Origin of the sequence: Aeromonas sp. ASNIH8, from assembly GCF_002919855.1 — a bacterium.
GTDB classification, from domain to species: domain Bacteria; phylum Pseudomonadota; class Gammaproteobacteria; order Enterobacterales; family Aeromonadaceae; genus Aeromonas; species Aeromonas caviae.
The window spans coordinates 96,985-110,417 of the sequence record NZ_PQLN01000001.1 but is presented as its reverse complement, the minus strand read 5'-3'; the positions used below and the strand labels follow the sequence as shown (position 1 = coordinate 110,417).

Here is a 13,433-nt window from a genome sequence, read left to right as displayed (position 1 = left end):
GCGAGACCGGCATCAGCTGAACAAGGTGGCGCGTCAGGCAATATGGCGGCGGAACATGGCGAGCGCCAGCGACAGGGTGACGCCGGCGATGGCGAGCAGCGGCCAGAGCAGGGGCCAGGCGGCCGACCAGTCGAACCCCTTGAGGAAGACCCCCTTGAGCAGCACGATGAAGTGGGTGAGGGGGTCGATGGCCGCCAGCCACTGGAACTCCTGGGGCATGTTCTCCACCGGCGAGATGTAGCCCGAGAGGATCACCGCCGGGACGGTGAAGGAGAAGACCCCGAGAAAGGCCTGCTGCTGGGTCGAGCAGAACGACGAGATGAAGAGCCCGATCCCGGCCAGTGCCAGCCCGTAGCAGACCATGCCCGCCAGCAGCAGACTGAGGCTCCCCGCGAAGGGGAGGTGAAAGACGAAGCGGGCGGCCAGCGCGACTATGCACCCTTGTCCCACCGCCACCAGGATGCCGGGCACCGCCTTGCCCGCCATGATCCAGCCTGCGGTGAGGGGGGAGACCAGCAGCTGATCGAAGGTGCCCTCTTCCCGCTCCCGCGCGACCGAGAGGGCGGTGACAATCAGACAGCCGGTGGTGGTGATGATGGCCACCAGGGCCGGCAGGATATGCCAGTGGAACTCGATATTGGGGTTGTAGAGGTTGCGCACCGCGAGGGTCGGCGGCGCCTTGCCTGCGTTCCCTTCTTCATTCTGCCAGCGGGCGATCACCTGACTGATGTAGCCCGCCGCCACCTGACCGCCGTTGGAGCGGCGGCCGTCGATGATCAGCTGCACCTTGGCCGGTTCGCCCCGCGCCAGCCGGCGCGAGAAATCCCCCGGAATAATCAGCCCGAGCAGCGCCCGTTGCCCGGTGATGGCCTCGGTCATGCCTGCCTCGCCTTGCACCGGGATGATGGTGGTGAAGGCGGGCATATGGGTGAGGCGCTCCAGCAGCTCGCGGCTCTGGGCACCGCCATCCTGGTTGTAGATGGCCAGCGTGTTGCCGGTCACCTCCAGAGTGGCGGCGAACGGGAAGAGGGCGGTCTGCAGCAGCACCGGCATGATGAGCAGAAAGCGCCCCTGGGTGTTGCCCATCAGGGCCTGCAGCTCTTTTCGGATCAGCCACCAGAGTCGGATCAGCATGGGTTACTCCAGAGTGCGCCGCGTCTTGCGGGCGGTCAGGGCCAGCCAGAAACCGGCCAGCAGCAGCAGACAGAAACCGTTGACCAGCAGGATCGAGAAGACGCTGCCCGCCTGATAGAGGGTCTGCAAGGAGCTCGCGAAGTAGCGGGCCGGAATGAGGTGGGTGATGGCCCGAAGCAGCGGTGGCATGCTGGCGATCTCGAACACGAAGCCCGACAGCATCACCGCGGGCAGAAACGCAGCGATCAGCGCCGCCTGCGCGGCGTTGAACTGGCTGCGCATCACGGTGGAGAGGAACAGCCCGAGCCCGAGGGCACTGCCGAGAAAGACGCTGGTGACCAGAAAGAGCAGCAGCAGGGAGCCGCGCCACGGCACCGCCATCACCGCCACCGAGAAGAGCAGGCAGAGCAGCATGGCGATGATGCCAAGGCCGTAGTAGGGCAGCAACTTGGAGAGCAGCAGCTCCCCCTTGGTGACCGGGGTGGCGAGCAGCGCCTCCATGGTGCCGCGCTCCCACTCCCGCGCCACCACCAGCGAGGTGAGCAGGGCGCCGATGATGGTCATCACCACCGCAATGGAGCCCGGCACCAGAAAGTTGCGGCTCACCAGCGCCGGGTTGAACCAGGCGCGGCTCTCTATCGACACCGGCATGACGACCCCCTCGCCTGCGAGCCACCCCTGCCAGATCCCCTGCACATAGTTGGTGACGAAGTTGGCGGTGTTGGGCTCGGAGCCGTCGGTCAGCAGCAGCGCCTGCGGCGTGCCGTTGCCCTGACCGGCCAGCGCGCGGGAGAAGCCGTCATCGATCACCAGCAGGCCGCGGATCTCGCCACGGGCCAGACTGGCGAGCAGGGACTCCTTGCTCGGGCCGCTGTGGATCTCCAGCGCGGTTGAGCCGCGCAGGGCCTGCTCCAGCCGCACCGCCGGGGCGCCGCTGTCGGAGCGCCAGATGCCGAGGCGCAGATGGTCCACATCCAGATTGATGGCGTAGCCCATCACCACCAGCAGCACCACCGGCATGATGAAGGCGATGAGGATGCTGCTCGGATCGCGGACGATTTGCAGCGTCTCCTTGCGGCAGAGGGCCAGCAGTCGCCGACGGTTGATGCTCATGCGTCCTCCTCGCTGGCCCGCTCGACCAGGGTGATAAAGGCCTCTTCCATTGTTGGCAAAGAACAGGTCGGCAAGGAACCGGTTGGCAAAGAGGTCGCCTCCTCTTTGGCGGCCAGCCCCTTGAGATCGTCCGGGGTGCCGAGCGCCAGCAGCTTGCCGCGATAGATGAGGGCAATGCGGTCGCAATACTCCGCCTCATCCATAAAGTGGGTGGTGACCAGCACGGTGACGCCGTGGTCGGCCAGCGCGTTGATGTGCGACCAGAACTCGCGCCGGGTCACCGGATCGACCCCGGAGGTGGGCTCGTCGAGGAACAGCAGCGGCGGCTCGTGCAGCAGGGCGCAGGCGAGCGATAAGCGCTGGCGCAGGCCGAGGGGCAGGGATTCCGCCTTCTGATCGAGCCAGGGGGCGAGGGCAAAGGCAGTCACCATGGCGTCGATCCGCGTCTGCTGGTGGCGGCCGAACAGGCCGTAGATACCGGCGAAGAAGGAGAGGTTCTGCGCCACGGTGAGCTGCTTGTAGAGGGAGAACTTCTGTGCCATGTAGCCGAGGCGCTGGCGCGCCGCCGAGGGGCTGTGGGCCAGATCGATGCCGGTCACCAGCGCCTGTCCCTCGCTCGGGCGCAGCAGGCCGCACTCCATCTTGAAGGTGGTGGACTTGCCCGCCCCGTTGGGGCCGAGCAGGCCGAAGATCTCGCCGCGGCGCACCGCAAAGCTGACGTCATCGGTGGCGGCAAAATCGCCGAAGCGCTTGGTGAGGTGGCGCGCCTCGATCACCGCCTCGGGGGAGACCCCCTGCGGCAGTTCGGCTTCCCGCATCCCGGCTGCCAGACTCGACTCACCGCCGGGGCCGCCGCCGAGCAGGTCGATAAAGGCATCCTCCAGCCGGGGCTGGGCCGGTTGAAAAGCGCCGTTGGCGAGATGCAGCTCCGAGAGCGGCGGTGGCGTCATGCCCGGGTGCAGCAGCAGGCGCACCCGCTCCCCCGCTACCGCGCCATCCATCACCGCCGGGTGAGCCAGTGCCCGGCGCAGCAGGGCGCGTCGCTCGCGGCCATCCAGTTGCCCCGCCTCCAGCAGCCAGCAGCGGCTGGCCATGGCCCCCATCAGATCGGCTGGCGTGCCGCTGGTGCGCACCTCGCCATCCGCCATCAGCAGCACGTGGTCGCACAGCTCCGCCTCATCGAGATAGGCGGTGCTCCAGAGCACCGTCATTCCCCCCTTGGCCAGTTCGCGCACCATCTGCCAGAGGGCGCGGCGGGAGATGGGATCGACCCCGACCCCCGGTTCGTCGAGCAGCAGCACATCCGGGGTGCCGAGCAGGGCGCAGGCCAGCCCGAGTTTCTGCTTCATCCCGCCAGAGAGCTTGCCGGCTGGCCGCGCGGTGAAGCGGGCAAGATCGGTGAAGGCGAGCAGCCGCGCGAAGGTGGGCGTGCGTTCGGGCTCCAGTACGCCGCGCAAGTCAGCGTAGAGGGTGAGGTTCTCCAGCACGCTGAGATCTTCGTAGAGGCCGAACTGCTGGGGCATGTAGCCGAGGCGCTGACGCAGCAGATCCCCCTCGCTCACCGGATCCAGCCCCAGCACCCGGATGGTGCCCGCTTCGGGGATCAGCAGACCGGCCAGCAGGCGTAGCAAAGTGCTCTTGCCGGCGCCGTCGGGGCCGACCAGCCCGGTGATGCCGCCAGCCGGAATGGTGGCCGAGATGGCGTTGAGGGCGACCCGCTCGCCAAAGCGTTTGGTGAGCCCCTCGAGGGAGATGGCGCAGCTCATGGGGCCAGCCTGACGGTGACCGGCATCCCCTGGCGCAGGGCCGGGTCGGGATCCTGCACCACGATGCGCAGCCGGTAGACGAGGTGGGTGCGCAGGTCCGGCGTTTCCACCGATTTCGGGGTGAACTCGGCGGTGGGCGAGACAAATCCCACTACTCCGTGATAGGGCTGATCCGGCCGCGAGTCGGTGGTGAGGGTCACCTTGGCGCCGCTCGGGAAGTGGCCGAGCCAGGGCTCCTCCACATAGGCGCGCACCCAGACCGGCGCGGTTAGGGAGAGGTTGAAGGCGGTCGCTCCACTCTGCACCATGCTGCCATTCTCGACGGCGCGGCTGATGATGATACCATCGCTGGGGGCGGTCAGATTGGCATCCGCCAGCGCCAGTTCGGCACTGGCGAGCGCCGCTTTGGCCCCTTCCAGCTGGGCATCGGACTGGGCGATTTCCTCCGGGCGGTAGCCGGTTTCGAGCTGGGCGAGCTGTTCGCGGGCCGAGCGCACCTGCGCCTGGGTCTGATCCCGCTGGGAGCGGGCAGTATCGAGCTGACCGCGGGAGATGGCGCCGGTGGCGGCCAATGCGCTCTGGCGGCGCCACTGCTGGTTGGCCTCCAGTGCAGCGGCTTCGGCGGCGGCAAGTGCGGCCCGGGCGCGGTCGGTCTCTTCGCTGCGATAGCCTTTGTGGATCAAGGCGTTGGCGGCAGTGAGCGCAGCCAGATTGGCGCGGGCGCTGTCGCGGCTGTGGGTGAGGGGAACCGGATCGAGGCGGGCCAGCAGTTGACCCGCTTTCACGCTATCCCCCTCATCGACCAGCACCTGATCGACGCGTCCGCCGACCCGAAAGGCCAGATTGACGTCGCGAATATCGACGTTGCCGTAGAGGATGGAGCCGTCGGCGGGGCGCCCCTGCCACCAGAGGTAGCCACCGATAACGGTTAGCAGCAGGGCCAGGATTGCAATGCGTTGTTTCATGCCGCTTCTCCTTCTTTCATGTCGGTGGGGCGCAGGCCGCGCAGTGCCCATACCAGCCGCTGTCTGGCGGCCTCGGGGTTGTCTATCTGGCTGAGAAAGGGGGCGGCCTCTTCGGGCAGCCAGCCGAGCTGACGACCGCTGCCTGCGATCACCAGCGGCAGGCCGACCGACCCCATGATGAAGATCATCAGCTGGAGCGGGTGACCCGCGACCAGCGACCCTTCCGCCTGTGCCATCCGTACCTGTTCGATCAGCAGCAGGGGGTGACGGCGCGGCAGGCTGAGCAGAAAGCGCTGGGCCGCCCCTTCACCCGCCAGGGCATCGCCAAACAGGTGGTTGATGAAGCCGCGCTGGCGCGCCACCAGCCCGATGAGCGCCTCCATGGTGGCCTCGAACATGGCGATGGCAGAGGGGTAGGAGCCTTTGGCTGCCACCGCCTTGAGCTCGTCATAGAGGGTGGCGTACCAGAGCTCCACCAGCTCGTCGATAAAGGCGTCGCGGTTGCCGAAGTGGTAGACGAAGGAGCCGAGGTTCACCTCGGCCGCCGCCGCCAGCTCGCGCACCGTCAGGCCGCGCAGCCCCTTCTCGGTGGCGATGGCGAGGCCGGTATCGAGCAGTTTCTGACGGGTGGGGTGCATCTGGCTGGTGCTCCTGGTGTATGCATTTTGTACGCAATTATACGTCCGTATAAAAAATGCGGAAGCGGGCGACAGGATCTTTTTGCCCGCAATGTGATCCGCCCCGCTCTGAGGGGCCGTGATCCCCGTCCGGCAGGGGGAAGGATCCACCGTTTGTGCCCAAGCCACGGGCATGTCGGTGTGACGGGGTGGTGACAGGCGCTTCAGGCCCCGGGTGCGGGTGCCCGGGCCACAAGAGGCTGGTGATAGAGCCGGGAGCTGCCTGACCCGGATCAGGGGGTGTCGGTGGCTCCGGTGTGATAGGGGGGCCGGGCACAGGTGTCCCGTATCAGGGCGCGCAGCCAGCGGTGGCCCGGATCGGCATCCTGACTGGGGTGCCAGAGCAGGGCGACCCGGATCCCTGGCAGAGCGAAGGGCAGGGGCAGGGTGACCAGATCGCCGAGCAGGCTGGCGCAGTGCAGGTGCGGCACCGTCGCCACCAGATTGCTCTCCCTGACCAGGGCCAGCGCCATCGCAAACCCGGGAACCAGGGTGGTGATGGTGCGTCTCTTCCCCTGGCCTGCGAGGATCTCGTCGATGGGGCTGTGAGGCTGGCCCCGGCGGGAGACCAGCACGTGGCGCGCGGCGGCATAGCGCGCCACGGTCAGGGTGCCGTCGCAGAGGGGGTGGTCCGGGTGCACCACGGCGACGAAGTGATCCTGGAACAGGGCCTGGGTGCGCAGCTCAGGGGCCGTGGTGGCGCCGATCACTCCGGTCTCGAAGTCCAGCTCGCCACGGCGCAGGGGGCCGCTCTCCTTGTCGGGTTTGGCCAGAAAGTGGAGCCGCACCCCGGGGGCCTCGACGGCGAGGCGCGCCAGCAGGGCGGGGCCCACCGCCTCCACGAAGCCGTCACTGGATCGCAGGCGGAAAGTGCGCTCCAGGCTCGCCGGGTCTACTTCCTGCTGGGGGCGCAGCACGGCCCGGGTCTCCTGAACCAGGCGGGCGACCTCATCCCGCAGGGTCTGCGCCCGGGGGGTGGGGATCAGGCCGCGTCCCGCCCGCACCAGCAGCGGATCCCCCGTGGTCTCCCGCAGCCTTGCCAGGGCCCGGCTCATGGCGGAAGCACTCAGGCCTAGCCGTCTGGCGGCGCCCGCCACACTGCCCTCTTCCAGCAGGGCATCCAGGGTGATCAGCAGGTTGAAATCCGGGGTCATGGTCGTCTCCTCGCAGGCGGCGCCTGACGGGCCGACCCCTTCATGATACGCGAGTTGCCGTCTCTTCATATGGCGTCTGATGCAACTATAAGCTGCAATCCGTGCGTCTTCCGCCTTGTCATCTCCCCCGCTAGCCTGAGTGCATCATCACTTGCCGGAGAGACTGCCATGTCCACACCACTTCTTGTTTCCCCTCCTGTGACGCGCCGTCTTGGCCTCGTGGGGCTCGGGCTCGCCACCCTGCTGCCCATGCTGGCGGGCAGCATGGCCAACCTGGTGCTGCCTGCCCTGGGGCAGGACTTCGGCGTGCCCTTCGCCAGCCTGCAATGGGTGCTGGTGGCCTACCTGCTTGGGATCACCAGTCTGACGGTGGTGGCGGGCCGGCTCGGGGATCGTCTGGGGCGGCGTCGCTTGCTGCTCTGGGGGACCGGGGTCTTTGCGCTGGCTTCCCTGCTGTGCGCCTTGGCCCCTTCCATTGGCTGGCTCATTGCCGCTCGCACCCTGCAAGGGGCCGGTGCGGCCTGCATGCTGGTGCTCTCCCTGGCCATGGCAGGAGAGCTGGTGCCGCCAGCCCGACGGGGCTGGAGCATGGGATTGCTCGGCACCCTGTCGGCCTGCGGCACGGCGCTCGGCCCCTCCTTTGGCGGCCTGTTGATCGGCGGATTTGGCTGGCAGGCTCCCTTCCTGCTGCTGCTCCCCCTGACGTTGCTTGCGCTGGGGTGTGCCTGGCGGGATCTGTCCCGGGATGAGGCGGGCTCTGCCGAGGGAGGCCTCCCGCTCACCAGTCTGTTGCTGCTGGTGACGGCGCTGCTCTGCTACGGGCTGGCACTGACCCGGGGCAGCCCACTCGGGGTCTGGCCGGGGATAGGGGCGCTCGTCGCCATGGTGCTCTTCGTGCATGCCGACTCGGGCGCCCGTCGCCCCCTGCTGCCCCTGGCGCTGTTGGGGGCATCCAGGCGAAGAGGCGGGATCATCGCCAGTGCGCTGGTGGCCAGCGTCATGGTGGCGACGATGCTGATCGGTCCTTTCTACCTGCACGGCGCCTTTGCCCTCGACATGGGGACGGTGGGGCTGATGATCTCCATGGGGCCCCTGCTGGCGGCGCTGTCCGGCATGCCCGCCGGCTGGCTGGTGGACAGGGTGGGGGCGACCCCTGTGGTGCGCCTCGGCCTGGGGCTCATGGTGGTGGCCGCCGTCTTGCTGGCTTTCCTGGACAGGGCGCTCGGGCCCCTCGGCTACCTGCTGCCCATCCTGCTGCTCACCGCCGGCTATGCCCTGTTCCAGACCGCCAACAACAGCGCCGTGGTGGGGGAGGCGGAGGGGGCGAGCCGTGGCGCCGTGGCCGGGCTGCTGACCCTGTCGCGCAACCTGGGCCAGCTGACGGGGGCGGCGGGGCTGGGGGGCCTGTTCGCAGCCCAGGTAGGGCGGCCCGATCTTCCCCTCGCGACGGCGGACGAGCTGGCGTTTGCCACCCGGGCCACCTTCGCCCTGACGGCCTTGCTGCTGATGAGCGCGCTCTGGCTGGCGGGAAGGGGGGAGCGTGCCGCGCAGGATGACGCGACCCGGGACGGCAGCGAGTCGGAAGAACGCTGAAAACGAAGACGCCTCCACAGGGGAGGCGTCTTGTTATGGGATTGGGCAGGATAGTAAACCGCTCAGCTCCTCGTTATCGATCAACCGGTTACAGAATGAAGCGGCTCAGATCCTCGTCTTCAATCAGCTTGCCGAGGTGGGCGTTGACGTAGTCGGTGTTGATGACGAAGGTCTCGCCTGACTTCTCGGAGGCGTCGTAGGAGATGTCTTCCATCAGCCGCTCCATCACGGTGTGCAGACGACGGGCGCCGATGTTCTCGGTGCGCTCGTTGACCTGCCAGGCCGCTTCGGCCAGACGGCGGATGCCATCCTGGGTGAACTCGATGTTGACCCCTTCGGTGGCCATCAGTGCCTTGTACTGATCGGTCAGGGAGGCGTTCGGCTCGGTCAGGATGCGCTCGAAGTCTTCGGTGGTCAGGGCGGTCAGCTCGACCCGGATCGGCAGACGACCCTGCAGCTCGGGGATGAGGTCGGACGGCTTGGCGATCTGGAAGGCACCGGAGGCGACAAACAGGATGTGATCGGTCTTGACCATGCCGTGCTTGGTGTTGACGGTGCAGCCCTCGACCAGCGGCAGCAGGTCGCGCTGAACCCCTTCACGGGAAACGTCCGGGCCCGAGCTCTCGCCGCGCTTGCAGATCTTGTCGATCTCGTCGAGGAAGACGATGCCATTGTTCTCGACGGAGGCGATGGCCTTCTGCTTCAGCTCTTCCGGGTTGACCAGGCGGGCTGCTTCCTCTTCGATCAGCGCCTTCATGGCCTCCTTGACCTTGATTTTGCGCTTCTTCTTCTGGTTCTGGCCCAGGTTCTGGAACAGCCCCTGCAACTGGTTGGCCATCTCTTCCATGCCCGGCGGGGTCATGATTTCGACACCCATGGGGGAGGCGGCCAGATCCAGCTCGATCTCCTTGTCATCCAGCTGACCTTCCCGCAGTTTCTTGCGGAAGATCTGGCGGGTGTTGGAGTTGTCGGCTTTCTCTTCCTCACCCCAGCTGTTGCGCGGGTTGGGCAGCAGGGCGTCGAGGATGCGCTCTTCTGCGGCTTCCTCGGCGCGGTATTTCATCTTCTCCATCTCGGTCTCGCGCACCAGCTTGATGGCGACGTCGGTCAGATCGCGAATGATGCTGTCCACTTCCTTGCCGACATAACCCACTTCGGTGAACTTGGTCGCTTCCACCTTGATGAAGGGGGCGTTGGCCAGTTTGGCCAGGCGACGGGCGATCTCGGTTTTGCCAACACCGGTCGGGCCGATCATCAGGATGTTCTTCGGGGTCACTTCATGGCGCATCTCCTCGGAGAGCTGCATCCGGCGCCAGCGGTTGCGCAGGGCGACGGCGACCGCGCGCTTGGCGTCGGCCTGACCAATGATGTGTCTGTCCAGCTCGTGGACGATTTCTCTCGGGGTCATCTCGGACATGGTGGCGTTCCTGTATCCGGGGCGGGCAGGGCCCACCCCTTGGAAAATGGGGTTTGGCTGGCGGCCTTATTTGGCTGCGTAGTCCAGTACTTCGATGGTGTGGTTGCCGTTGGTGAAGACGCAGATGTCGCCCGCAATCTTGAGGGACTTCTCGACGATGCTCTTGGCGTCGAGCTCGGTGTTCTCCAGCAGGGCGATGGCGGCGGACTGGGCAAAGTTGCCGCCGCTGCCGATGGCGATGAGATCGTGCTCCGGCTGCACCACGTCACCGTTGCCGGTGATGATGAAGGATTTGTGCTCGTCGGCGACGGCCAGCAGCGCCTCGAGGCGGCGCAGGGCGCGATCGGTGCGCCAGTCCTTGGCCAGCGCCACGGCGGCGCGTTCCAGGTTGCCCTGATGGGCCTGCAGTTTGGCTTCGAAGCGCTCGAGCAGGGTGAAGGCGTCGGCGGTGCCGCCGGCGAAACCAGCCAGTACCTTGCCGTTGTAGAGGCGATGAACCTTGCGGGCGTTGCCCTTCATGACGGTGTTGCCAAGAGAAACCTGGCCATCGCCACCGATGACGACCTGACCGTTGCGGCGAACTGAAACTATGGTAGTCACTTTACTTACCTCGCTTGAGCCGAATGACGGCCTGACTGTGCATGGAGGAAAAGATGGGGATGGCAAAACGGCTTTTCAAGCCTGTGTCGAGCACGGATCGCGGGGGAGGGATCGGGTGGGCGCGGGATGGCGCCAAAAGAAACAGGGCCGGGTGTTGCCACCCGGCCCTGTGCATGGACGCGGCGATCACCCCTTCTTGGGGATGCAGCCGCTGATGCCCGAGCCCTGCAGCTTGCGGTTGGCCGCATCGGCCGCCGCCTTGCCGTTGAAGGGGCCCACCATCACCTTGTAGACGGCGCCACCGGCCCCGTTCACCACCTGCAGACTGGAGGAGAGCCCGGCGGTGAAGGCGATGCGCGCCTTGAGGGATTCCGCGGAATCCTGGGAGCGCAGGGCGGCACACTGCATTATGTAGCGACCGCCGTCGGCGGCTGCGGTCTGTGCAGTCTGGGTCGCCGTCTTGGCCCTGGCGGCCTCGGCCCGCTCCCGCTCCAGTTCGGCGCGGATCTCCCGCTCCATCCGCTCACGCTCGGCCTTCTGGTCGATCACCTGCTCCCGGGCGCTGGCGACCGGGGCGCCGGTGGCCGGCTTGGCCGGTTGCACCGGTTGCGGCTGATAGGGCTTCACCTGACCGATGGGGGTTCCCGGCTGGGGGATGTCGGTCGCGACCGGCTTGGGCAGTGCCTCCGGTTGCAGGGTCATGGTCTCGGCGGGCGGGGGCGGCAGCACGCCCGGCTGGGGCGGCGGCTCTATGATGTCCACCTGCTTGTTCTCCAGCCGCTCGATGTAGCTCCACTTCTCCTGGGGCAGGGTATTGCCCTGTGCCTTGGGTTTGTTGGCCTTCACCTGCTCTTCGATGGTGGGGGCATCGGCGCCCTTGCCGTTGATGAGGTAGAGGAAGGCGCCGAAACCGACGACCAGGGCCCCGGCCAGCAGTGCCGGGATAACAGGAAAGCGGCGAGGGGCCGCTTTCTTGATGTTACGGCCACCCGCCCGTCGTCTCGGGCTGTTGCCGACGTAATCCCGGGTCGCCATCTATTACATGCGCTCCAGGGTGTGGATGCCCAGCACGCCCAGGCCCAGCTTGAGCACCTTGGCGGTGGCGGCGCACAGCAGCAGACGGCTCTGGCGGGTCGCCTCGTCCACGCCGTCCTTGTTGATCGGGCAGGCTTCGTAGAAGGTCATGAAGTTGCCGGAGAGCTCGTACAGATAGGTACAGAGCAGGTGCGGCATCCCCTTGTCCGCCACGCCGTTGACCGCGTCGGAGAACTGGATCAGCTTCTGGGCCAGGGTCTCTTCGGCATCTTCGCTCAGGACCACCTTGCCGCTCAGGGTGTCGGCATCGACGCCGGCCTTGCGGAAGATGGACTGGATGCGGGTGTAGGCGTATTGCAGGTAGGGGGCGGTGTTGCCTTCAAACGACAGCATCAGATCCCAGTCGAAGATGTAGTCGGTGGTGCGGTTCTTGGAGAGATCCGCATACTTGACCGCGCCCATGGCGATGGCGTGCACCACCTGGGCCTTCTCTTCGGCAGAGAGGTCGCTGTTGCGGCTCTCCAGCAGGGCGCTGGCGCGCTCTTCCGCTTCGTTCAGCAGGTCAACCAGCTTGACGGTGCCGCCGGAGCGGGTCTTGTAGGGACGGCCGTCCTTGCCCAGCATCATGCCGAAGGCGTGGTGCTCGAGGGGAACGGACTCCGGCACATAGCCCGCCTTGCGGGTGATGGTCCAGGCCTGCATCAGGTGCTGGTGCTGACGGGAGTCGATGAAGTACATGACCCGGTCGGCGCCCAGGTTCTCGTAACGGTATTTGGCGCAGGCGATGTCGGTGGTGGTGTAGAGGAAACCGCCGTCGCTCTTCTGGATGATGACGCCCATGGGCTCGCCATCCTTGTTCTTGAACTCGTCTAGGAACACCACGGTGGCCCCTTCGCTCTCGACTGCCAGCCCCTTGGCTTTCAGGTCGGCAACGATCTGCGGCAGCATGTCGTTGTACATGGACTCGCCCATGATGTCCTTGTTGGACAGGGAGATGTTCAGACGGTCGTAGTTGCGCTGGTTCTGCTCCATGGTCATGTCGACCAGCTTCTTCCACATGGTGCGGCAGTACTCATCGCCACCCTGCAGTTTCACCACGTAGTTGCGGGCGCGCTCGGCGAAGGCTTCGTCTTCGTCGTAGTGACGCTTGGCCTGGGTGTAGAAGGCTTCCAGGTCCTTGAGCTCCATGTCGGAGGCGTGCTCGTTGGCCATCTTCTCCAGATAGGCGATCAGCATGCCGAACTGGGTGCCCCAGTCGCCGATGTGGTTGGCACGCACCACCTTGTGGCCCAGGAATTCGAGGGCGCGGGCGGCCACGTCACCGAGCACGGTGGAGCGGATGTGGTGCACCGCCATCTCCTTGGCCACGTTGGGGGCGGAGTAGTCCACCACCACGGTCTGCGGCGCCGGCAGCTTCACGTTGGCGTTGTCGGAGGTCACCATGGCTTCCACCTGACCGGCCAGCCAGCTCGGGTCGAAGAAGAAGTTGATGAAGCCGGGGCCGGCGATCTCGACCTTGGCGATCAGATCGGAGGCAGGCAGGTGCTCGATGATGGCAGCGGCCAGCTCGCGGGGGTTCTTGCGGGCCGGTTTGGCCAGCAGCATGGCCAGGTTGGTGGCCAGGTCGCCGTGAGCCTTCTCCTTGCATCGGTCTACTTGCACCCGGGCTTCCAGGTCGGCGGGCAGGACGCCTGCGGACTTGAGATTGGCTACCGTTTGTTCAAGTAGATGATGAATATGCTCTTTCATAACTGACCACCGAGGTTGCGCGTCGAAAAGTGACTGACTGGATAAGGGCGTGAATTTTACCCGCATCGGGCCGAGAAAACTATAGGAACGGCCCGCACCCGTGGGCGTGGCGGATATTTCACTGCGTTTTCCACCACATTGCAGGATATTGATTTGGGTAAGTGGTGGTTATCCATTTCTACTGCATAACGAAACGGCTTGTCCAGGCTATTTTCCCCTGATTATGACAG

At 66.2% G+C, this 13,433-nt stretch carries 11 protein-coding genes; 1 reads left to right on the top strand and 10 read right to left on the bottom strand.

Features of this window, described 5'->3' with window-relative positions; genetic code table 11:
- Window positions 1–33 precede the first annotated feature (33 nt).
- The 6 genes from C3418_RS00505 to C3418_RS00480 all read right to left on the bottom strand — a co-directional run bounded on the left by C3418_RS00505 (window position 34) and on the right by C3418_RS00480 (window position 6,809).
- Window positions 34–1,134, bottom strand: coding sequence for an ABC transporter permease (locus C3418_RS00505; RefSeq protein ID WP_103857773.1), 1,101 nt, complete (start codon window positions 1,132–1,134; stop codon window positions 34–36).
- 3 nt (window positions 1,135–1,137) lie between these two features.
- Window positions 1,138–2,247, bottom strand: a complete 1,110-nt coding sequence (locus tag C3418_RS00500) for an ABC transporter permease (protein WP_103857772.1) — start codon at window positions 2,245–2,247, stop codon at window positions 1,138–1,140.
- On the bottom strand, window positions 2,244–4,013 hold the full coding sequence (locus C3418_RS00495) for an ATP-binding cassette domain-containing protein (protein WP_103857771.1): 1,770 nt from the start codon (window positions 4,011–4,013) through the stop codon (window positions 2,244–2,246). The genes C3418_RS00500 and C3418_RS00495 overlap by 4 nt, the downstream gene beginning before the upstream one ends.
- A complete protein-coding gene (gene hlyD / locus C3418_RS00490; RefSeq protein ID WP_103857770.1) occupies window positions 4,010–4,978 on the bottom strand; it encodes a secretion protein HlyD in 969 nt (322 codons plus the stop codon). The genes C3418_RS00495 and hlyD overlap by 4 nt, the downstream gene beginning before the upstream one ends.
- Window positions 4,975–5,616: a TetR/AcrR family transcriptional regulator gene (locus tag C3418_RS00485; protein ID WP_103857769.1), complete on the bottom strand. Its 642-nt coding sequence runs from the start codon at window positions 5,614–5,616 to the stop codon at window positions 4,975–4,977. Before C3418_RS00485 ends, hlyD begins: the two co-directional genes overlap by 4 nt.
- Window positions 5,617–5,888: 272 nt before the next feature.
- Complete coding sequence (locus C3418_RS00480; protein WP_103857768.1) at window positions 5,889–6,809, bottom strand: LysR family transcriptional regulator; 921 nt, start codon at window positions 6,807–6,809, stop codon at window positions 5,889–5,891.
- A 168-nt stretch (window positions 6,810–6,977) separates the two neighbouring features.
- Between C3418_RS00480 and C3418_RS00475 the strand changes: the two genes are divergently transcribed.
- Complete coding sequence (locus C3418_RS00475) at window positions 6,978–8,402, top strand: MFS transporter (protein WP_103857767.1); 1,425 nt, start codon at window positions 6,978–6,980, stop codon at window positions 8,400–8,402.
- An 88-nt stretch (window positions 8,403–8,490) separates the two neighbouring features.
- On the opposite strand, the gene hslU is transcribed toward C3418_RS00475, so the two are convergent.
- From hslU to argS, 4 genes are all read right to left on the bottom strand, one after another.
- Complete coding sequence (hslU, locus tag C3418_RS00470; RefSeq protein WP_010676031.1) at window positions 8,491–9,819, bottom strand: HslU--HslV peptidase ATPase subunit; 1,329 nt, start codon at window positions 9,817–9,819, stop codon at window positions 8,491–8,493.
- Between the two features lie 66 nt (window positions 9,820–9,885).
- Entirely contained in the window at window positions 9,886–10,419 is a 534-nt protein-coding gene (gene hslV / locus C3418_RS00465) for an ATP-dependent protease subunit HslV (protein WP_041214255.1), read from the bottom strand.
- 186 nt (window positions 10,420–10,605) lie between these two features.
- Entirely contained in the window at window positions 10,606–11,454 is an 849-nt protein-coding gene (locus tag C3418_RS00455; protein WP_103857765.1) for an SPOR domain-containing protein, read from the bottom strand.
- A 3-nt stretch (window positions 11,455–11,457) separates the two neighbouring features.
- Window positions 11,458–13,203, bottom strand: a complete 1,746-nt coding sequence (gene argS / locus C3418_RS00450; protein WP_010676028.1) for an arginine--tRNA ligase — start codon at window positions 13,201–13,203, stop codon at window positions 11,458–11,460.
- Window positions 13,204–13,433: the final 230 nt, after the last annotated feature.